The organism is Spirillospora sp. NPDC048819 (assembly GCF_040650055.1).
GTDB lineage: Bacteria > Actinomycetota > Actinomycetes > Streptosporangiales > Streptosporangiaceae > Spirillospora.
On the sequence record NZ_JBEZGN010000003.1, the window covers coordinates 33,727 to 53,679 of the forward strand.

Genomic DNA, 19,953 nt, shown 5'->3' on the forward strand with positions numbered 1-19,953 from the left:
GGGTTCAGGGGCCGGGCGACCAGATCAACGCTGTATTGGACGACGGCACACCCGCCGGGCGGATACTTGCGAGGACCGAATGACCGCGGTCGCGTGCCATCCTCGCCGATCGGCGCCCTGGTCCGCCACTGCGAGAGCGTCGTCCTACCCTGCCCTACCACCGACCTCCCCGGCCTTCCGGTGCGGCCGGCGCCGCCGGCACGGGCACCGCGGTCGGCGCCATCGGCGGAGCCGCCGGCGGCGCTATCGGCGGCCGTCTGGCCTGAGTCCGGACAGCATGTTGTGGTTTGGGGGTGTGCGGGGGGCTGGCCTGCGGTGATGGTCGGGCGGGCGTCGTGTTTAAGGCACTAATTGGTGCTCTAGGGTCGGTGTGGTGGCGTGGGTGAGGCGGGTCCGGACGGCTTCGGGTGCCACGGCGGTCCAGATCGCCGAGTACGTCGGCGGGCGTCGGCGGATCGTGGCTCATCTGGGGTCTGCGCACACCGAGGCCGAGCTTGGTCTGCTGCTGGAGCGGGCTCGCGGCATGCTCGTTGATGAGGGCCAGGGCGCGTTCGACCTCGGGGTCGAGTCGACGCCGCGCAAGGGCGGGCTCGTCGGGCCGTCGGCCGGCGAGGGCGAGGGCTTGCTCGCGGCCGCTGTTGAGCCGTCGGTGGAGCGGTTGCGGGTCGGGGCGCCCCGGGTGGTCGGGACGTCCTCGGCGTTGTTGTTCGATGTTCTGGCCGGGGTCTATGAAGGTCTCGGCTTCGCCGCGGTGGGAGATGCGACCTTCCGTGATCTGGTGATCTCCCGGATCGTGGAGCCGACCTCGATCCTGGACACCGGCCGTGTCCTGACCGATCTGGGCCGCTGTCCGGCGAACGAGCGCACGATGCGCCGGACACTGAGCCGGGCCCAGCAGCGCGGCTACCGTGACGTGGTCGCGACCGCATGCTTCAACCACGCTGTGAGCAGCGGCGATGTGTCGCTGTGCCTGTATGACGTCACCACGCTCTACTTCGAGGCCGACAAGGAGGACGACCTGCGCAAGGTCGGCTACTCCAAGGAGCGCCGTGTCGATCCGCAGATCGTGGTCGGGTTGTTGGTCGACCGGCACGGATTCCCGCTCGAGATCGGCTGCTTTGAGGGCAACAAGGCCGAGACGTTGACGATTGTTCCGATCGTCAAACGGTTCCAGGCCCGTCACGGCCTGGAGGACATGGTCGTCATCGCGGACGCGGGCATGCTGTCGGCGACGAACCTGAAGGAGCTCGACGAAGCGGACCTGCGGTTCATCGTCGGCTCCCGCGTCACCAAGGCGCCCAAGGACCTGGAATCCCACTTCCGCTGGCACGGGAACGCGTTCACCGACGGGCAGGTCATCGACACCATCACCCCACGCACCGGGCACAAGGTCGACAACGACCCCAAGCAGAAGGCCGAGCCGGTCTGGGATCGCGAGCAGCACGCCGGGTCATGGCGGGCGGTCTGGGCCTACTCCCAGAAGCGGGCGGTGCGCGACAACAAGACCCTCACCGCACAGGAGAACCGCGCCAAGGCCGTCGTCGCCGGCGAGAAGGCCGCCCGCACACCAGGGTTCATCAAGACCCGCAGCGGTGCAGCAGTGCTGGACCAGACCTCACTGGCCAGGGCCAGGAGGCTGGTCGGGCTGAAGGGCTACGTCACCAACATCCCCGCACACCTGATGCCCGCCGACAAAGTCATCAGCAGCTACCACGACCTGTGGAAGGTCGAGCAGTCCTTCCGGATGAGCAAGACCGACCTGCGTGCCAGGCCCATGTTCCACCACACCCGCGACGCGATCGAGGCCCACCTCACCATCGTGTTCACCGCCCTGGCCGTCAGCCGCCAGGTCCAGACACGCACCGGGCTCGCGATCCGCAACGTCGTCCGCCAACTCCGGCCACTGCGATCAGCCACCATCACGATCAACGGCACCGAACAGACCTTCCCGCCCACCATCCCCGACGCGCAGCAACACCTCCTCGACACCCTCAGAAGACCCGGCACACTCAGGCACTAACCCCAATGTCCGGACTCAGGTCTGGCCCGTGACTGCCGGTCGCTCAAACCCCACAGCTTTGCCGCATCGACCCCTGTCCTGATGGCCGACGGCTCGGCCAAGCCGATCAGCAAGGTCAAGGCCGGTGACAAGGTCCTCGCCTCCGTTCCCGGCGGCGACACCGCCACCGTCACCAAGGTCCACCGCTACACCGCCGCCCAGGTCACCTACGACCTGACCATCAACGGCCTCCACACCTACTATGTAGTCGCTGGCACCACCCCCCTCCTCGTCCACAACTGCGAAGGACTTAAGAACAACCGGTCGGAAGCGATGCAGAAGATAGAGCTGAAGACGGCTGCTGATCGAGGGGTCCGGCCTGCGACCCTTTCAGAGGAAGCTGGAATGAACGGCCTGAGCGAGGCAATAGGTGGTGCTTCTGACTTCATGTGGAGAGTCACCATGGAGGGTGATCTGAAGGTGATGCCAGCATATGCTGGTGGCGGATCCGGCGAGTGGCCTCGTGCGGAGATAGCGCACAAAGTCCTTGCAGGCATGAACGGAAGACTTCGCTCAGCGAGCTCCGGTACGTACCTGGAGGGCTTCCCTGTCTTTATCACGAACCGGAGTGGTCACTTTACGCTGGGTATAGAAACGCTGTCAGCGGGAGAAGAGGCTTTCAAGCGGGCTGGAATCGATGTGATAGCTACGCCGTTTGAGAGGTGATTCTCTGGTGACGTCAGGGAAAGTGCCGAGCGAGCAGCATGTGGCTGCTTTTCAAGCGGCGCACGAGATGGCTGATGTACTGCATCGAAGTGACTTGCCCCGCGACAATGCACAGTGGTGGCGTGTGGTAATATCCGCGTGCAATTCGGGTATGCTGGGCGCTGAGTTCGGTACAATCGATGCGGATAGATGGGCGCAACTACTTATCTATTCCCTGGATAAGGCGAGAGAGTTGCGAGTACTGGGCGATGAGGAGGTCATCCATCGCCGAATGATTGCGTGTGCTGCGGCACTCAGGTACTTCGGTATTCGCAAGGGTGATGAGGGGCGGGACCCAAAACTGATCGTCGGCCGCTTTCTTGCTGAGCATCAAGATATCTCCCCTCAAGAGTTCGTCGATCAATGTGTGAAGATTTTAAGCATTCCGCATGACGTTCCCATTGACGCAACATTTCAAGAGAGAATTAGGCATGTCACAAGTGCTCGGATGACGCTGCAGGCTCTGTGTGACGTGGTGGAGTACTTGGAGAGTGGCCCGCTCAAGGAGGCGGCCGTCAGGTGGTGTGATATCGAACCTTTGCTTCCGAATCACCGAATACATTGAAGCCTATTCAGGTCATTCGGTAGAAGTGTAGTCCAATTACGGCCGAGATCGTTGTCTTGAAAGAATCGAGCGGCCGCCCGTATTCGGTGCATGATCGTCCAATTCTTGAAGCGTCGCGCTCGCGTGGGCTCATGGGAGCGGGCAAGTGAGGTGGGCCGTCGGCGAGGTGCCAGCCGAGGCTGGTCCTTTTCCGACGGCCTCCTCCCGAACCCGCCGTGCGGCTTTCACCGCAACGGGCTCTCCGGTGACTGCTGCGTGGATGTGGGTCCACGCAGGACACTCAGTACCGTTTCGGCGTTCTGCATTGCGCATACCTCCCGGGTCTAATGTGTCCGATCACCTGTGCTCCTTCGCCCTGTGAACGGCTTTCCCGAACCCCTTGGCAGGACGTGACCCCTGCGACTACTACGAGCACTCCGTCACCTTAGGGCTCGCGCCCCTTAGGTGATCCCACGTTCGTCTCTGACATACGTCCGAGCGTGACTTAGGCGGCCCTGTCGTCTCCTTGAATGTCCTCGTTGGACATCGCTCCACGTTCCGAAGGTTGCGCCGGGCGGCAAATTATCCCCACGCAGAACATGGCACCGGTTTCGGGTATCTTTCCGGTGGACGCGCATTTTCATCGACTGGAGACTAGGCTTCAGGCAATCCAGCTTTCGCCCTATCACGCGGGTCTCTCAGTGGCCCATCTTCGATACCTTCGCGATGTCCACTGGTTTCCTGGCATGCTGCGGTCCCCTTCACCTTTCGGATCCAGGTAAGCCATTCGACCCAGAGATCTCCCTTCGAATCTCTTCAGAGCGCCTCGTGGCGCACCGGGCCCACACGACTTTGCCTCCGTTCGGGAACGGCCGGTCTCCCCACGTCTCGGCCAGGAATTCGATGATCTGCAGACCTCGGCCGCCGATGTCGTTCTCGGAATCCCGCTTGCGGCGGGGACGGTCAGGCGACACGTCGGTGACCTCGATGGTCAGCGCGTCAGGGGTCAGCAGCAGTCGCATCGTGACCATTCCATGGCCTGCTGCGATCGCGTTGGTGAGCAGCTCGCTCACGATGAGGGTCACGTCGTCGGCCATCGCCGCGAGACCCCACTTGTTCAGGTGGACCTCGGCGAGGTCGCGTCCCATTCCCACTGAGGAGGGCACCGGGAACAGGTCCCAACTGAACTCCTGATGAGCATCTTGTTGCCGCACAGTGATCGCTTCCTCGCACTCCGGATGTATTGTTCACGTTTCGCGCTCATAGCGTGACGCTCCGGCGCTATGTTCAGTAGGTAGCAGCGGACATCGCATACCAGGAGGTCCCCCCGATGGGTGTCGCAGACTCGCTCGACCCGATGGACTCGCACTGGCACTGGATGGCCTATGACCTGCGCAGACTCCGGCAAAAGGAGGGCATCTCGCAGGCCCGGCTGGGGCGCATCATCGGTGCGGCGAAGCAGACCGTATGCAACTACGAGGCGAATGAGCGGAGGCTCACCGAGGACCAGGCGAAGGCTCTCGACCGGCGCTGGGACACCGGCGGCCACTTCCAGCGCCTGCTCATGTACGCCCGCCGCGCCTACGACCTCAACGGACACCGTCAGCACCAGCGGTACGAGGCGCGGGCGTCCGAACTGCGGATCTTCGGGTTGGCCATCATCCCCGGTCTGTTCCAGACGGAGGAGTACACGCGGGCATTGTTCACCGCGGCGCGCTCGAAGCAGGTCGAGAAGCAGGTGGCTGCGAGGCAGGCCCGGCAGGAGGCGCTCTTCCGTCCCGACCCACCCGAGCTCTGGGTGCTGCTGGACCAAGCCGTTCTCGACCGACCGATCGGCGGACGTCGCGTCATGGCCGATCAGCTCGCGCGGCTCCGGGACCTCACCGAGATGCCCAACGTCATTGTCCGCGTCGTCCCGCGATCGGTCGGCGCCTATTTCGGCCTTATGGGAGCCTTCGAGGTACTCACCGTCGAACACGGCGATGTCGCGTATGTCGAGGCGCTGGGCAGTGGCAGACTGGTGCTCGATACCGCCGAGGTGCGGACGTTCGGGAAGGGGTTCGACCTCATCGCCGCGCAGGCGCTTCCCGAGGTTCCCTCGCGTCGATTCATCGAGCGCATGATGGAGTACATGAGATGACTGCCCAGGCCAGGTGGCGGAAGTCGAGTCACAGTGGCATGACCGACGATTCGAGCTGTGTGGAGGTCGCTCGGTTGTCGGGGGCCGTTGGTGTCAGGGACTCCAAGGACCCCGGGATGGGGAATCTGGCACTTCCCGTCGAAGCTTTCGCGGATCTGGTCGTCCGTATCAAGCGGGGTGAGTTGGCTCTTTGAGCTCGTCTGATTCGTCGTCCGGTGTGGCCGGGGAGGAGGCTGGTGGGCGCCTTTCCGGCCGGGTTCGGGAGTGGCGGCCGGGGTGGCCGCTGGATCTTGTGGGGACGCTTTCGCCGCATCGGCGGGGGGCTCATGATCCGGCGTTTCGGGTGGAGCGGGACGGGTCTGTCTGGCGCGCTTCGTACACCCCCGAGGGGCCCGGGACGTTGCGGCTTCGGTGGGTCGGGGACGTCCTCGAGGCCACGGCCTGGGGGCCTGGGGCCGAGTGGTTGCTGGACGGGGTGCCGGAGCTGCTGGGGGCCGACGATGCTCCGGAGGAGTTCGTCGCGCGGCATGACGTCGTGCGGGAGCAGGCGCTCAAGCGGCCCGGGTTGCGGATCGGGCGGACGGGACGGGTCTTTGAGGCGCTCGTGCCGGCGGTGATGGAGCAGAAGGTGCTCGGGCAGGAGGCTTGGCGGGGGTGGGGATACCTGCTGCGGAAGTTCGGGGAACCCGCGCCGGGCGCGCCGCACATGCGGGTGCCGCCGCCGCCCGGGGTGTGGGCCCGGATTCCCTCGTGGGAGTGGCATCGGTCGGGGCTGGAGGCCGTCCGGGCTCGGACGATCATCGGGGCGGCTCGGGTCGCGGGGCGGCTGGAGGAAGAGCCGAGTGAGCGGCGGCTGCGGTCGTTGCCGGGCATCGGGGTCTGGACGGCCGCCGAGATCCGGCAGCGGGCCGTGGGCGATCCCGACGCCGTCTCAGTCGGCGACTACAACCTGCCCGGCCTGGTGGGCTGGGCGCTGGCCGGCCGCAAGGTCGACGACGCCGGGATGCTCGAACTGCTGGAGCCCTACGCCGGTCACCGGTACCGGGCCACGCGGCTGCTGGAGTCGTCCGGGAGGCGGCCGCCGAGGCGCGGCCCCCGCCTGCCCGTCCGGGACTACCGGTCCTTCTGACCAAGTCACCCGGCTGATCACGTCGCCCGGCTGATCACGTTTCCCAGGATTTGAGGGCCTCGTCGATCTCCTTGAGCGTCGGGAGGCGCAGGGACGGCGGTGTCTCCTCCGGGAGGTCGTGCTCGTCGGCGTGGACAGGGGCCAGGGTTCCGTCGGGGGCCCGGAAACCGGCCTGCTGGAGGACATCGCGGGCGGCACGTGTCGCGAGCGCGGCTTTGAACGCATCCGCCGCGTCCCGCCGGTGTTGGTCCTTCGTGGTCACGACGTAGGGGTGGTCCAGCATCAGCGTCCCTTCGTCCGGCATGAGGCCGACGATGGGGTTGGGACGGTGGGTGTCGTTGTAGGCGATGACGGCCTGCTCGGTGGTGACCACCAGCGGACGTGCGAACCGTTCGGCGCCGGTGAGGTCGGCCAGTATCGCAGTGGATGCGCCGGACGTCGCGTCCGGCCTGCCCGGTGCGTTGTCGCGGAGCGCCTCGGCCGCGTCGCCCGCCTTGCCCTCGGCGACCCGCTCGACGGCGATCATGGCGATCGTCCCGCTCATGCCGGTACGGGGGTCGGCTGCGGCGCGGGACACGCCGAAACCGCCCGCCTCGTCCTTCAGCAGCAGTTCCCAGCCGATGTCGATGCCCGCGTCACCGAACTCCGCCTCCACCGGGCGGGTCGTGGCCAGCACCACCGGCGTCGAGGCCACCGCGGTTCCCGCAAGCGGGACGGACGTCGCGCCGGCGTTCCGGGCGACGCCCAGCCACAGCGACGACTCCGGCACCCATGCGTCGGCTTTGGCGCGCAGGGCCGCGTCACTCATGTAGCCGGTGGGTGCGACCGCCGTGACGCGTGCGTCGACGCAACGTCCGCCGACGCGGTGTTCCTCCACGTTGAAGCGGTCCGCCATGTCGCTCAGCGCGGGCGCGATCTCCGGCTGGGCCGCGATGGTGACGCGGAGCGGAGAACCGCCGCACGATGTCGTACCCGGCAGCAGGCCGAGCGCCCACGCCCCGCCGCCCGCGCCGGACAGGAGCAGCGCTGTGGCGGCCCAGACGCCAGGCTGCCTCCACACGTTCATCCGTCAGTCATACAGCCGGAGGTCAGGTGCCGACCAGAGGCAGGTTGAGCTTCCCCCCAGAACTCCCGAAGTGGCCGATGCCGTCCGTGCGGCGGGATGCTTCCACGCGTTCTTCGGGCACTTCGCCGTAGAGGGTGGTGCGCTGCTTGGCGGGACGGCCCGCGCGTGCCGCGATCTCCTCCAGTTCGCTGATGGCCTTGAAGGAACCGTTCTCCGATCCGGCCATGCGGCTGATGGTCTCTTCCATGAGCGTGCCGCCGAGGTCGTTCACGCCTCCCTGCAGGACGCGCGTGCACAGTTCGTCTCCCAGCTTCACCCAGGACGTCTGGATGTTGGGGATCGCGCCGTGCAACAGGATGCGCGCCAAGGCGTGGACGGCGATGTTCTCCCGGACGGTCGGTCCCGGACGTGCGAGCCCGGCGAGATAGATGGGCGAGTTGTGATGCACGAAGGGCAGCAGAACGAATTCGCTGAACCCGCCCGTCCGTTCCTGGATGGAGCGGAGCAGTTTGATGTGCGCGACCCAATGCGACGGTGTGTCCACGTGCCCGTACATCATCGTGGACGTCGTCGGAAGGCCGATCTCATGCGCGGTGGTGACGACCTCGACCCACTGGTCGGTGGGCAGCTTGCCCTTGGTCAGCACCCACCGGACGTCGTCGTCCAGGATTTCGGCGGCCGTCCCTGGCAGCGAGTCGACCCCGGCTTCCCTCGCCCCCTCCAGCCATTCGCGGATCGACATGTCGGCGCGGGACGCGCCGTTCACGACCTCCATCGGGCTGTAGGAGTGCAGGTGGATGTCGGGTGCGCGGTTCTTCACCTCGCGGGCGAGGTCGAAGTAGGCGGTGCCGGGCATGTCGGGGTGGATGCCGCCCTGCATGCAGATCTCGGTGGCGCCGGCCTCCCACGCCTCGTCCACGCGGTCCCCGACCTGCCGGAGGGACAGCGTGTAGGCGTCGGCGTCCGTGCGGCGCTGCGCGAACGCGCAGAACCGGCAGCCGGTGTAGCAGACGTTCGTGAAGTTGATGTTCCTGGTGACGACATAGGTGACGTCGTCGCCGACCACATCGCGGCGCAGGTCGTCGGCGAGCTTGGCGAGGGCGTCCAGTTCTGGGCCGTCGGCGTGCAGAAGGGCCAGCGCTTCATCGTCCGACAAGCCCGCAGGGTTCTGTTCCGCGCGCGCGAGAGCGGCCTTGACGTCGGCGTCGAAGCGCTGGGGGGCGGACATGCGGTCGCGGAGCGCGTCCCAGTCGCCGTACACCTCGTCGAAGTCGTCGCGCCGGTCGCTGGTGCGGCCGGTCGTGTCGATCTCGGTGTGCAGGTCGGTCCGCCCGGACGCCTCGAAACCGCCGTCCGGCTCCTGCCAGGGGCGTCCCTCCAGGACGGCGTCCTCGCGTGCGAGGCCGGTCGCCGGGTCGGCGAGCGCCGCCACGTGCCCGATGAGCCGCGGGTCCAGCCACGGCTCGCCGCGCCGCACGTACTCGGGGTAGATCGTCAGCCGCTCGCGCAGCTCGAATCCCGCGGTGGCGGTCTGCTCGGCCAGTTCGTCGATCTGCGGCCACGGCCGCTCGGGGTTCACGTGGTCGGGGGTCAGCGGCGAGACGCCGCCCCAGTCGTCGATTCCGGCGCGCAGCATCAGCGCGTACTGGTCGGCGACCAGGTTCGGCGGCGCCTGGACGCGGGCCTTCGGGCCGAGGACGAGCCGCGTCACCGCGATCGTCGCGGCCAGCTCGTCCAGTTCGGCGTCGGGGGTGTCGCGCATCTTGGTGTCGGGCTTCGCGCGGAAGTTCTGGACGATGACCTCCTGGATCGCCCCGTACTCCCGCATCGTCCGCCGGATCTCGAAGATCGCGTCCACGCGTTCCTCGACGGTCTCGCCGATGCCGATGAGGATGCCGGTCGTGAACGGCACGTTGGTTCGTCCGGCGTCCTCAAGGACCCGCAGCCGGACGGCCGGGTCCTTGTCGGGCGACCCGAAGTGGGGGCCGCCGCGCTCGCTGAACAGCCGTGTCGCGGTCGTCTCCAGCATCATGCCCATGGACGGCGCGACCGGCTTGAGCCGCTGGAAGTCGCGCCAGGTCAGCACGCCCGGGTTCAGGTGCGGGAGCAGCCCGGTCTCCTCCAGCACCCGGATCGCCATCGCGCGGACATAGGAGAGCGTGTCGTCGTAGCCGTGCGCGTCCAGCCACTCGCGGGCCTGCTTCCACCGGTCCTCGGGACGGTCCCCGAGCGTGAACAGGGCCTCCTTGCAGCCCATCTCCGCACCCTGCCGCGCGATCTCCAGGACCTCGTCGGGGCTCAGGTAGGGGGCGTCGAGTTTGTGGGGGACGGTTGCGAACGTGCAGTATCCGCAGCGGTCGCGGCAGAGCCGGGTCAGCGGGATGAAGACCTTGCGGCTGTAGGTGATGACACCGGGGCGGCCCGCGGCGTCCAGGCCGGCGTCCCGGGTGCGGGCGGCATAGGTGAGCAGGTCGTCGAGCTGCGCCCCGCGGGCGTGCAGCAGTGTGGTGGCCTCGGATCGGTCAAGTGTCTTGCCGTCACGCGCGCGGGCCAGTGCCCGGCGAAGCGCGGAGCTCGTGGCGTCCATGCGGGCACTCTATGCCAATCGTCATAATTTGCACCGCGTCGGGGGCCCCGAATTGCCGGGCATGTAGGGCAGCCCCGGACGCGCGCGATCTATTCCCGCGTCACCGGACCTCGATGAACGCCTCCGGGCTGCGCGGCGGACGCTCGCGCGGCGGCGCGGCCGGATGCCCGATGCCCACGGCGCCCATCGGGTCCCAGTCGTCCGGCAGGCCGAGCGACTCTCGGACGACGTCGCGGCAGAACATCGTGCTCGACACCCAGCACGAGCCGAGCCCCTCCACGGCCAGCGCGACCAGCAGGTTCTCCACGCCCGCGCCGGTGGCGACGACGAACATCTCCCGCTCGGCCCGGGACCGGCGCTCGTCCGGATAGTCGTGCGAACCGTCCATGACCAGGCACGGGACGACCAGGTACGGCGCCCGCCGCAGCACCTCCCCGCGGCGCAGCCGCTTGGTGACCGACTCCTCGGAGAAGCCGTCGCGGCGCAGATCGGCCTCCCAGGCGTCGCGCATCGCGTCCAGCAGCCGCGTCCGCGACTCAGCCGACTCCAGCAGGACGAACCGCCACGGCGTCGTGTGGTGCGGCGCCGGCGCGGTGATCGCGGCGGCGACCGCGCGGCGCACCGCCGCCGGGTCGACCGGGTCGGCGGTGAACTCGCGGATCGTCCGCCGCGCGTACAGCACGTCCGAGGACCCGTACCGGAACATGTCCTCGTCCGGCGGGCGGATCAGCACCCGCGCGCCCGGCCCGTCCTCCCGCGTGACCAGGGCGGACAGGCCGCGCACGACGGCGACGGGGACCCCGTCGAGCTTGCCCTTGACCAGTTCCGACGCGGCCGCGATCTCGTCGGCGACGGCGGTGATCGTGGCGTCGAGCCGGTTCCCGTGCGCGTCGTGCCGCCCCCGCAGATCGCTGAGCGGCTCAAGGCCCGCGACGCCGATCGCCGCGTCCGTCAGCCCGTTGCGCCAGGGCCGTCCGAGCGTGTCGGAGACGATGACGGCGACGTCCGCGCCGGTCCGCTCCCGCAGGCCCGCGCGGATGCGGCGGGCCGAGGCGTCCGGGTCCTCCGGCAGCAGGAGCACCGTGCCCGGCTTGGTGTTGGACGCGTCCACACCGGCCGCCGCCAGGACGAGCCCCTGCCGCGTCTCGACGATCCGGGTCTCGCCGCGCGCGTGCGTCCGCCGCGCGACCACCCGGACGGTCTCGGCGTCGATCGCCTTCTCCCGGTCGCCCGCGACCAGGACCCGCCCCTCCGCCTTGCTGACGATCTTGGACGTGACGACCAGGACGTCGCCGTCCCGCACCGCCTCAGCCGGGATCAGCGCCGCGATGTCGTCGCCCTCCGCGACCTCCGGCAGCCCCGCGACCCCGAACACCTCGAACCTCACCCGGCCTCCTCCGCCCGCTTCAGCTCCATCGCGAGGTCGACCGCCGCGCGGGCGATCGCGGCCGTGGCCCGCTCATCGCTCATCAGCAGCGGCCGCGGCCGGACCTCGATGCCCTCCACCCGGACGTCCGCGTCCGCGTCGTCGACGAGCCAGCCGTCCAGCAGCCCGAGCCCGTACAGTTCGGCGACCGCGCGCGCGGAGGTCTCCGTGCCGATCGCGGTCAGGCACGCGTCCGCCATGCCGCGGACGGGCGCGCCGCCGATGATCGGGGAGACGCCGACGACCGTCTTGGCCGCGATCGCGTCCCGGATGCCGGGCACCGCCAGGATCGTCCCGATGCTGACCACCGGGTTGGACGGCGGGAACAGCACCATGTCCGCCGCCTCGACCGCCGCGAGCACGCCCGGCGCCGGCTTGGACTCCTCGGCGCCGATCGGCGCGATCGACAGCGCCGGGACCGACGCCCGCAGCCGCACCCACCACTCCTGGAAGTGGATCGCGCGCCGCCCCTGCTCGTCCTCGATGACCACGTGCGTCTCGACCTGGTCGTCGGTCATCGGGATCAGCCGGACGCCCGGCTTCCACCGGTCGCACAGCGCCTCGGTCACCGCCGACAGCTTGTAGCCGGCCTCCAGCATCTGCGTCCGGACGATGTGGGTCGCGAAATCGCGGTCGCCCAGCCCGAACCAGCCCGGCCCGGCGCCGTAGGCGGCGAGCTCCTCCTTGAGGGTGAACGTCTCGTCGGTCCGTCCCCACCCCTGGTCCTCGTTGATGCCGCCGCCGAGGGTGTACATCACGGTGTCCAGGTCGGGGCACACGCGCAGCCCGAACAGGGAGATGTCGTCCCCGGTATTGCCGACGACGGTGATCTCCGCCTCGGGAACCGCCGACCTGAGCCCGCGCAGGAAGCGGGCTCCGCCGATGCCGCCCGCCAGCACCACGATCTTCATGGAGGGAAGCCTACGGGGGTTGCCGCGGGCCCGGCAGGCCGAACCCCGGCCCCCGGAGGACGGGCGGGCGGAAGGGCGTGCCCCCACTGGGTGAACCGCGCCAAACTATGCAAAGCTTTGCCGTGTAATCGCATTGCCTCGGTCTGGAGATGTCACCGTGAACAAGGAAGCCGTCCAGCGCCTGCGCGAACCGGCCGCCTGGGTACTGCTCGCCTCGGCGGGCGTGCAACTGCTCGCGGGCATCATCACGCTCCTGGGCGACGATGGCACCTTCACCTTCCGCGCCTTGCTCGAAACCCGCGACGGGATGTTCCTGCAGATCGGGATCGTCGGGCTTCTCGTGCTCGCGGTCCTGCTGGCGACCTGGGGCGACCGTCCCACGCCGCAGGCCCGGACGATCACCATGGGGGCGCTCGGAGTCCTCGGCGGCATCGCCCTGTTCGGCGTCGTCAGCTGGCTCAGCGGGATGCTCGCCGACTCCGATTCCGCGGGCGCGCTCACGAAGCTCTCGGTGTTCCTGATCGGCGCCGGGAAGCTCGCCGTCGTCGGTGTCGGCGGCTGGTACGTCTACACCGTCTTCCAGGGGATGCAGCCGCCGCGTCCGCAGGCCCAGCCGCAGATGCAGCAGGGCTACCCCGACTTCGGGTACCAGCAGGGCCAGCAGGGCCAGCCCGGCGCGCAGGGGCAGCAGTACGGCCAGCAGGACTTCGGCCAGCAGGGCCAGCAGCAGTACGGGCAGCAGCAGTACCAGCAGTACCAGCAGTACGGCCAGCAGGGCGCCGAGGGCCAGCAGGGCGCGCAGCAGGGGTACGAGCAGGGGTACGGCCAGCAGCAGGGCCAGCAGGCCGAGTACGGCCAGCAGGAGTACGGCCAGCAGCCGCAGCAGTACGGCCAGCAGGACTACCAGCAGTACGGCGGGCAGGGCGGCGGCTACCAGGGCCAGCAGGGCTACGAGCAGCAGCAGGGCGCGCAGCCCGCCTCCGAGCAGGAGGAGATGGGCGAGTGGACCCGTGCGTACGGCGGCTCGGGGCAGGACCGGGGCCCGCAGGGGACCCAGCCCGCGCCCGGCGGTGAGCAGCGTCCCGACGACGGCGGCGACTGGTACCGCGACAACCGTCCCCCGCCTCCGCAGTGAGGCACCTGCTCCGACGGTGACCGGCGGATTAACTGATCTTCAGCTGAGGGTCAGCCCGCGCATCCCGGCATAACCCGCCAAGTCGCCCTGGAAAGCCATCCGGCTTGACGGGGCGGGCGCTACACGCGTGTAATTTCGACCGTGTAGTTTCAATGCCTTCCCGGGGGAAGAAACCGGAGGGATGGCATTGACCAGGGGGTTCCACGGGCAGGGAGGTGCGCTGTGAGCGAGGTGGTCATCCCGCTGGCGCACGGCACAGACGGTGAAGAGTTGGGCTGGCAGGAGCGCGCACTGTGCGCGCAGACGGACCCGGAGGCGTTTTTTCCGGAGAAGGGCGGCTCCACTCGCGAGGCCAAGAAGGTGTGCCGGGCATGCGAGGTGCGTACGGAGTGCCTGGAGTACGCGCTGCAGCACGATGAACGTTTCGGCATCTGGGGAGGGCTCTCCGAGAGGGAACGCCGCAAGCTGAAGCGCCAGGCCGTCTAACCGGGTCCGCGGTGCCGGCGGGCCGCGAGGTCCTCGACGGGGGAGACCCGGCGGACCGGCCGCGCACCCGGATCTCGGGGATCCAAGGCGTGCCCCGCGCGGCCACGCGTACAGTTATCAGCCGTGCCGGCCCTAGGGTCGGCACGGCTGAGTCGTTTCGTCCAACACCCTCGCTTCAGCCACGAACCCGTCGTCCCACAGATCGAGCGATCCTTGGCCCCCACACTCGATCGCCACGTCGTCACCGCCGTCCTCGTCGCCCATGACGGTGCACGCTGGCTCCCGGAGACGCTGAAGGCGCTGCTGACGCAGGCGCGGCCGGCGCAGCGCCTCCTCACCGTGGACACCGGAAGCCGCGACCGCGGCCCCGCCGTGCTCGCCGAGGTCGTCGGCGAGGCCGCGATCCTCACGCTGCCGCGCACCACCGGCTACGGGGAGGCCGTCGCGGAGGCGCTCCGCCAGGACGCCGCGTCCGCCCCCGTCCCCGACGACGACCCGGGGAACACCCGCACCGAATGGATCTGGCTGCTGCACGACGACTGCGCGCCCGCCCACGACGCGCTCGCCCAGCTGCTGCGGACCGCGGACACCGACCCCAACATGGCGGTGCTCGGCCCCAAGGTCCGCGACTGGGACGACCGGCGCGTCCTGCGTGAGCTGGGCGTCACCGTGGACGCCGCCGGACGCCGCGAGACGGGCCTGGACCGGCACGAGTTCGACCAGGGCCAGCACGACGGCGTCCGCGACGTGCTGGCCGTCGGCAGCGCCGGGATGCTGGTCCGCCGCGACGTGTGGGACCGGCTCGGCGGATTCGACGTCGACTACGGCCTCTTCCGCGACGACCTCGACTTCTGCTGGCGCGTCCACGCGGCCGGGCACCGGGTCGTCACCGCGAGCGACGCCGTCGTGTACCACGCGGAGGCGTCCCGGCGCGGACTCCGCGAGATCGGCATGACCGCCGAGCACCCGGCCCGCCGCGACCGGCGCAACGCCATTCACACGCTGCTCGCCAACCAGCCCATGCCCGCGATGCTGCGGGCGCTGGCCCGCAACATCTGGGCGTCGCTCGTCCACGCGCTGTGCCTGGCGGTCACCAAACGGCCGGTGGCGGCCCGCGAGGAGGTCCGGGCACTCGGGGACGTGCTGCGCGATCCGGGGCGGCTGCGGCGGGCGCGGGCCGCCCGCGCGGACGGCCGGACGCGCGTGCACCGCAGCGTCCGGCGCTTCCAGGCCCGCTGGGTCGTGGCGCGCCGGACGGCCGAGGCGATCTCGGAGTACCTCGCCGCCCACGAACGCGACGGCGCCCACCAGCGCGATGAGGACCCGAACGAGGAGAACGTCGCCGACGAGCCGGGCCCGATCCGCCGGTTCCTCGCCCGCCCCGGCGTCATGCTCGCCCTGGCGCTGACCGCCGTCGCGATCGCCGCCGAACGCTCCCTGCTCACCGCCGCCGGACACCTCGGCGGCGGCGCCCTCGTCCCCGCGTGGGGCGGCGCGAGCGACCTGTGGGCCCAGTACCTGTCCGGCTGGCATCCGGTCGGGCTCGGCAGCGACGCCGGGAGCCCGCCGTACGTCGGGGTCCTCGCCGTCCTGTCCACGGTGCTGTTCGGGAAGCCGTGGCTGGCGGTGTCGGTCCTGCTGCTGGGCAGCGTGCCGCTCGCCGGGCTCACCGCCTACCGCGCGTCCCGGCTGCTGGTGGTGGAGGCGCCCCGCACCGGGCGGCGCGCCCGCGCGAGGGGTCGCCGCATCCCCGTCTCCGCCGTCCGGGTGTGGTTCGCCGCCGTGTACGCGCTGCTGCCCGCCGCCACCGGCGCCATCGCGGGCGGACGGCTCGGCACCGCCGTCGTCCTCGTCCTGCTTCCGCTGATCGCCGTGCACGTCGCCCGCGTGTACGGGTTCCCGCGCTCCGGGGCGCCGAGCACCAGGTCGCCGGCCACGGGCGCCGCCGTTCCCGACGCCCGGACGCGGCGCAAGCGCGAGGGCCGGTCCGCGTGGACGGTCGCGCTGCTGCTGGCCATCGCGATGGCGTTCGTCCCGCTCACCTGGCTGATCGGCGTGGTGGCCGCGGTGGTGGTGTGGGCGCTGTTCGACTGGCCGGGACGGAGCGGGCGCCGCAACCTCGCGATCGCGCTCGGCGTTCCGCCGCTGCTGATGCTCCCGTGGACGGCCGGCCTCCTGCTGAACCCGTCGCGGTTCCTGACGGAGGCGGGCCTGCACCGGCGGTTCGAGCCCGCCGCCGCGGCCGACCTCCTCGCGCTCGACCCCGGCGGCCCCGGCACGCCCGCGCGGTGGACGCTGGCCGGGCTCCTCGCGGTCGCCGTGTGCGCCCTGCCGCTGCGCAGCCGCAGGGGCGCCGTGCTGGCCGGCTGGCTGCTGGCCATCTTCGGGCTGCTCGTCGCGGTCCTGACGAGCGCAGCCACCGTGACCAAAGGGGCGGACGAGGCGCCCGTCTGGCCCGGCGTCGCGCTCATCTTCGCGAGCGCCGGGGTGCTGCTCGCCGCGACCGCCGCCGTCCAGCGCGCCACCGACGCCCTCACGGGCAACCACCTGATCTACAGGGCCGGCGGGGCGGCCGTGGTGCTCGCCGCGCTCACCGCCCCTTTCCTGGCCGCCGGGTTCTGGGTCGCGGGGGGCGCGGGCGGCCCGCTCGCCAAACTCGACCCGGACACGGTCCCCACGTTCCTGCACACCCCCGGCGGACCGAGGACCCTCGTCCTGCACCGGGAACCGACCGGACGTGTCTCCTACACGCTCCTTAGAGACGCACGTCCGAGGATCGGCGAAGCGGAGGTCATGGACGGCGGACGAGCCCACGACCGCCTGGACGACATCGTCGCCGGTCTGGTCGCCGGCCGCGAGGGCGATGCCGGGCCTGCCCTGACCCGGATGGGCGTCCAGTACCTCCTGGTGCCACACCCCGGAACGGACCCCGTCACCAAGGCCCTTGACGCGGCGCCCGAACTGACCCGCCTCAGCCGCACGGAGACGTTCGCCGTGTGGAAGCTCCAGTCGCCGTCCGCCCGGATGATGCTTCTGCAGGGGTCCACTCTCACGCCACTTCCCGCAGGCAGGATCGGCGCCCGAGTGCAGATCCCGCCGGGAACGGGCACGCGCACCGTCCTCCTGGCCGAACCGTCCGACGGTGGGTGGCGAGCGACCCTGAACGGCGAGGACGTCAAAGAACGGACCGTGGACGGCTGGGCGCAGGGCTACGACATCCCCGCAGCCGGAGGAGAGTTCCGGCTGACCAGGTCCATGACGATGCGCCACACATGGCTGGTCGTTCAAGGCATCGCCGTCCTGCTGGTGGCCGCCCTGGCGCTCCCCGGCGCACAGGCCGAGAACCTCCCGTTCGCCGGTGAACGCGAACGGCGCCGTGGACGGCGAAGCCGCCGACGCGGAAACCACTCCCGCGCCCGGCACGAGGCCCCGCCCCCCGAGCCCGTCGAAGAGCGCAGCCCGGAGGAGGTCTCATGAACCTGAACCTCAAGCCGAACCTGAAACCGGACGTGAACCTGGACAAGGTTCTGCACCTCCTCAGCCTCCGCTACGCCTCCGCCGCCCTCGTGCTCGTCGCCGTCGCCGCGCTGTACGGGGCCGCGACGTTCTCCCGCCCGGGGCCGGCCTCCGAGAACGGACGGGACGCCCCCGTCACCACCGCGGTGATGGTCTGCCCCGGCCACGAAGGCGGGCGGCTGGCCGTCCAGTCCCTCCCCGACAGGAAGGCCGGCGGAAGCGTCGCGCTGACGCCGACCAGGGGCGGCTCCGCGCTCGCGTCCATGTCCTCGCCGGGCCAGGGCTGGGAGCAGGACACCAAGTCCGGCGAGGACTCCTACACCCTCCGCGCCACCGGCGCCATGGCCGCCGGACTGGAAGCCGAACAGACCACCCACCGGGACGGCGGCGACGACCGGGGTCTCGCGGGCGCCCGCTGCGCCTCGCCTGGCACCGACCTGTGGTTCATGGGGCCCGGGCCCGTCTCCGCCGACGAACTCGACCTCTACTTGACCAACGTCGACTCCCAGCCGGCGTCCGTGGACCTCACCGCCCTGTCCGGTGAAGGGCCCCTCGACACCGTCGACGGCCGCGGCACCCGGGTCGACCCCTACACCACCAAGGTCGTGAAGATCGGCGGGTCGGCGGAGGGCCTCGGCGACATCGTGAAGACCGCCGCCGACCTCTCGCTGCGCGTCCGCACCACCAGCGGCCGCGTCGCGGCGTCCCTGCGCGTCCGGATCGGTGAGAAGAAGGGCATCGAGTGGCTGCCGCAGTCGCCCGCCCCCGCCTCGTCCCTGCTCATCCCCGGCGTGCCGGGCGGCTCGGGCGAACGCCGCCTGCTGGTCGCCGTGCCCGGCGAGGCCGACGCCCGGATCAAGGTGCAGGTGATCACGCCGGACGGCGCGTTCGCCCCGCAGGGCCAGGACATCCTGGACGCCCCCGCCAAGACCGTCACGGCCGTCGCCCTCGACCGCGCCCTGCTCGGCAAGACCGCCGCCGTCCGGCTGGTCGCCGACCGCCCGATCCTCGCGGGCTTCGCCGCCGAGCGGGGCGCCGACGTCGCCTACGGCACCGCGACCCGGCCGCTCACCGGGTCCGGCCCCGGCATCGTCGCCGACAACCGGTTCGACTCCGCCCTCGTGCTGACCGCCCCGGCCGGCGCCGCGACCGTCAAGGTCAGGACCATGAACGCCGAAGGCGGGAGCGCCCCGCAGGAGATCAGGATCCCGGCCGGACGGACCGTGCTGACCGACCTGGCCGCCCCGTCCGAGGACGCCGCCGCCTACGGCGCCGTGATCACCACGGAGCCCGGCTCGGCCCCCGTCTACGCCTCCCGCACCCTCTCCACGGGCAAGGGCGACGAGTACCTGTTCACCGTCCTGCCGATCGTCCCCGCGTCCACGACCGTCCATCTGGCCGACACGGCCGGCTCCCAGAGCGCCCTCATCCCCGGCGAGTGACCGGCACGCCCGCACCGGGCAGAGGCGAGGGGGCTCAGTCGTCGGGGGAGTCGTAGCCGGGGTCGACGAGTTCGGGGGAGAGGCCGAGCAGGTCGGCGACCTCTTCGACGAGGAGGTCGCGGATCATGCGGGCCAGTTCCGTCTCGCCGGTAGCGCGGGCCTCGATGGGCCGGCGGAAGACGACGATCCGCACCGTCCGATCACCCTCACCGGCGGCGGTGGGCAGCGGCCGAGCGGAGCTCGTCGGCTGATCGGTGGCGGGCGGTGGCTGGGAGTCGTTGGGCCGGGCGGAGCTCGTCGGCTGATCGGTGGTGGGTGGGGGCTGGAAGTCGTTGGGCCGGGCGGAGCTCGTCGATTGAATGGTGGTGGGCGGGGGCTGGAGGACGGTTTGGCTGAGCGGGACGGGGCCCTCGAAGCGCGGTTCGAGGCCCGGCACCTCCTCGACCGCGAACTGGACCCTCGCCAGTTCCCGGCCCCAGCGCAGGCCCAGCCGCCGCACCTCGTCGTCCACGAGGTCGTCGAACCGCTCCGCGCGGGTGCGTGAGACCGGCGCCTGCGGGGGTGTCAGAGGACCACGAACGCCACGACCGTGCCGATCGCGACGCCGTACGCCTGCCACACGGGATCGCACGCCTCAAGAGTACCTCTGCCGCCGCCCGTCCCCGGCGAGCAGGTCATCGCCTACCGCCCGGGCACCGCCGGCGTCCAGACACCCCACGGTGAGGGTCGGAGACCACACGGAATGTAGTTGTTGCCCCGGAAATCGCCCGGTAACGGCGACACGTGTGCCCGGGTGGTGGCGGAGCC

General features: G+C 70.3%; 16 protein-coding genes. 10 read left to right on the forward strand and 6 right to left on the reverse strand.

The genetic code is table 11. The features are described from left to right. Positions 1 to 373 precede the first annotated feature (373 nt). The 3 genes from AB0C35_RS06080 to AB0C35_RS06090 all read left to right on the forward strand — a co-directional run bounded on the left by AB0C35_RS06080 (position 374) and on the right by AB0C35_RS06090 (position 3,329). The gene (locus AB0C35_RS06080) at positions 374 to 2,020 is read left to right on the forward strand and encodes an IS1634 family transposase (protein ID WP_358451174.1); all 1,647 of its coding nucleotides are present in this window, start codon (positions 374 to 376) and stop codon (positions 2,018 to 2,020) included. A gap of 81 nt (positions 2,021 to 2,101) precedes the next feature. Further along, positions 2,102 to 2,725 (forward strand): hypothetical protein, encoded by a 624-nt coding sequence (locus AB0C35_RS06085; RefSeq protein WP_358451176.1) that lies wholly within the window; start codon positions 2,102 to 2,104, stop codon positions 2,723 to 2,725. Positions 2,726 to 2,732: 7 nt separating this feature from the next. Continuing rightward, positions 2,733 to 3,329, forward strand: a complete 597-nt coding sequence (locus AB0C35_RS06090; protein WP_358451178.1) for a hypothetical protein — start codon at positions 2,733 to 2,735, stop codon at positions 3,327 to 3,329. A 740-nt stretch (positions 3,330 to 4,069) separates the two neighbouring features. Here AB0C35_RS06090 and AB0C35_RS06095 read toward each other — a convergent pair. After that, complete coding sequence (locus tag AB0C35_RS06095) at positions 4,070 to 4,456, reverse strand: ATP-binding protein (protein ID WP_358451180.1); 387 nt, start codon at positions 4,454 to 4,456, stop codon at positions 4,070 to 4,072. Positions 4,457 to 4,638: 182 nt separating this feature from the next. Here AB0C35_RS06095 and AB0C35_RS06100 point away from each other — a divergent pair, with 182 nt between their 5' ends. From AB0C35_RS06100 to AB0C35_RS06110, 3 genes are all read left to right on the forward strand, one after another. Continuing rightward, positions 4,639 to 5,448: a helix-turn-helix transcriptional regulator gene (locus AB0C35_RS06100; protein WP_358451182.1), complete on the forward strand. Its 810-nt coding sequence runs from the start codon at positions 4,639 to 4,641 to the stop codon at positions 5,446 to 5,448. Further along, on the forward strand, positions 5,445 to 5,642 hold the full coding sequence (locus tag AB0C35_RS06105) for a DUF397 domain-containing protein (protein ID WP_358451184.1): 198 nt from the start codon (positions 5,445 to 5,447) through the stop codon (positions 5,640 to 5,642). The genes AB0C35_RS06100 and AB0C35_RS06105 overlap by 4 nt, the downstream gene beginning before the upstream one ends. Positions 5,643 to 5,848: 206 nt before the next feature. Next, a complete protein-coding gene (locus AB0C35_RS06110; protein WP_358451186.1) occupies positions 5,849 to 6,577 on the forward strand; it encodes a DNA-3-methyladenine glycosylase 2 family protein in 729 nt (242 codons plus the stop codon). 34 nt (positions 6,578 to 6,611) lie between these two features. Here the strand turns inward: AB0C35_RS06110 and AB0C35_RS06115 are convergent, their stop codons facing one another. From AB0C35_RS06115 to cofD, 4 genes are all read right to left on the reverse strand, one after another. Next, the gene (locus AB0C35_RS06115; protein ID WP_358451188.1) at positions 6,612 to 7,643 is read right to left on the reverse strand and encodes a substrate-binding domain-containing protein; all 1,032 of its coding nucleotides are present in this window, start codon (positions 7,641 to 7,643) and stop codon (positions 6,612 to 6,614) included. A gap of 22 nt (positions 7,644 to 7,665) precedes the next feature. After that, positions 7,666 to 10,230, reverse strand: a complete 2,565-nt coding sequence (locus AB0C35_RS06120; protein WP_358451189.1) for a bifunctional FO biosynthesis protein CofGH — start codon at positions 10,228 to 10,230, stop codon at positions 7,666 to 7,668. A 100-nt stretch (positions 10,231 to 10,330) separates the two neighbouring features. Then, positions 10,331 to 11,617 carry a coenzyme F420-0:L-glutamate ligase gene (locus AB0C35_RS06125; protein ID WP_358451191.1) on the reverse strand — a complete coding sequence of 429 codons (1,287 nt, stop codon included), beginning with the start codon at positions 11,615 to 11,617 and terminating at the stop codon, positions 10,331 to 10,333. Continuing rightward, a complete protein-coding gene (gene cofD, locus AB0C35_RS06130; protein WP_358451192.1) occupies positions 11,614 to 12,567 on the reverse strand; it encodes a 2-phospho-L-lactate transferase in 954 nt (317 codons plus the stop codon). The genes AB0C35_RS06125 and cofD overlap by 4 nt, the downstream gene beginning before the upstream one ends. 157 nt (positions 12,568 to 12,724) lie before the next feature. Between cofD and AB0C35_RS06135 the strand changes: the two genes are divergently transcribed. From AB0C35_RS06135 to AB0C35_RS06150, 4 genes are all read left to right on the forward strand, one after another. Beyond that, the gene (locus tag AB0C35_RS06135; RefSeq protein ID WP_358451194.1) at positions 12,725 to 13,702 is read left to right on the forward strand and encodes a hypothetical protein; all 978 of its coding nucleotides are present in this window, start codon (positions 12,725 to 12,727) and stop codon (positions 13,700 to 13,702) included. Positions 13,703 to 13,924: 222 nt separating this feature from the next. Next, a complete protein-coding gene (locus AB0C35_RS06140; RefSeq protein WP_021594342.1) occupies positions 13,925 to 14,188 on the forward strand; it encodes a WhiB family transcriptional regulator in 264 nt (87 codons plus the stop codon). Between the two features lie 213 nt (positions 14,189 to 14,401). Further along, positions 14,402 to 17,665 carry a glycosyltransferase gene (locus AB0C35_RS06145; protein ID WP_358451197.1) on the forward strand — a complete coding sequence of 1,088 codons (3,264 nt, stop codon included), beginning with the start codon at positions 14,402 to 14,404 and terminating at the stop codon, positions 17,663 to 17,665. Then, positions 17,662 to 19,146 carry a DUF5719 family protein gene (locus tag AB0C35_RS06150; protein ID WP_358451199.1) on the forward strand — a complete coding sequence of 495 codons (1,485 nt, stop codon included), beginning with the start codon at positions 17,662 to 17,664 and terminating at the stop codon, positions 19,144 to 19,146. Before AB0C35_RS06145 ends, AB0C35_RS06150 begins: the two co-directional genes overlap by 4 nt. Positions 19,147 to 19,180: 34 nt before the next feature. On the opposite strand, the gene AB0C35_RS06155 is transcribed toward AB0C35_RS06150, so the two are convergent. Next, complete coding sequence (locus AB0C35_RS06155) at positions 19,181 to 19,657, reverse strand: metallopeptidase family protein (RefSeq protein WP_358451201.1); 477 nt, start codon at positions 19,655 to 19,657, stop codon at positions 19,181 to 19,183. Positions 19,658 to 19,953: the final 296 nt, after the last annotated feature.

Bases quoted from the DNA above. Each gene is read 5' to 3' on its own strand.
- AB0C35_RS06085 (WP_358451176.1), top strand. From the start codon at position 2,102: ATGGCCGACGGCTCGGCCAAGCCGATCAGCAAGGTCAAGGCCGGTGAC.
- AB0C35_RS06095 (WP_358451180.1), bottom strand. From the start codon at position 4,456: ATGGGACGCGACCTCGCCGAGGTCCACCTGAACAAGTGGGGTCTCGCG.
- AB0C35_RS06100 (WP_358451182.1), top strand. From the start codon at position 4,639: ATGGGTGTCGCAGACTCGCTCGACCCGATGGACTCGCACTGGCACTGG.
- AB0C35_RS06105 (WP_358451184.1), top strand. From the start codon at position 5,445: ATGACTGCCCAGGCCAGGTGGCGGAAGTCGAGTCACAGTGGCATGACC.
- AB0C35_RS06115 (WP_358451188.1), bottom strand. From the start codon at position 7,643: ATGAACGTGTGGAGGCAGCCTGGCGTCTGGGCCGCCACAGCGCTGCTC.
- AB0C35_RS06120 (WP_358451189.1), bottom strand. From the start codon at position 10,230: ATGGACGCCACGAGCTCCGCGCTTCGCCGGGCACTGGCCCGCGCGCGT.
- cofD (WP_358451192.1), bottom strand. From the start codon at position 12,567: ATGAAGATCGTGGTGCTGGCGGGCGGCATCGGCGGAGCCCGCTTCCTG.
- AB0C35_RS06150 (WP_358451199.1), top strand. From the start codon at position 17,662: ATGAACCTGAACCTCAAGCCGAACCTGAAACCGGACGTGAACCTGGAC.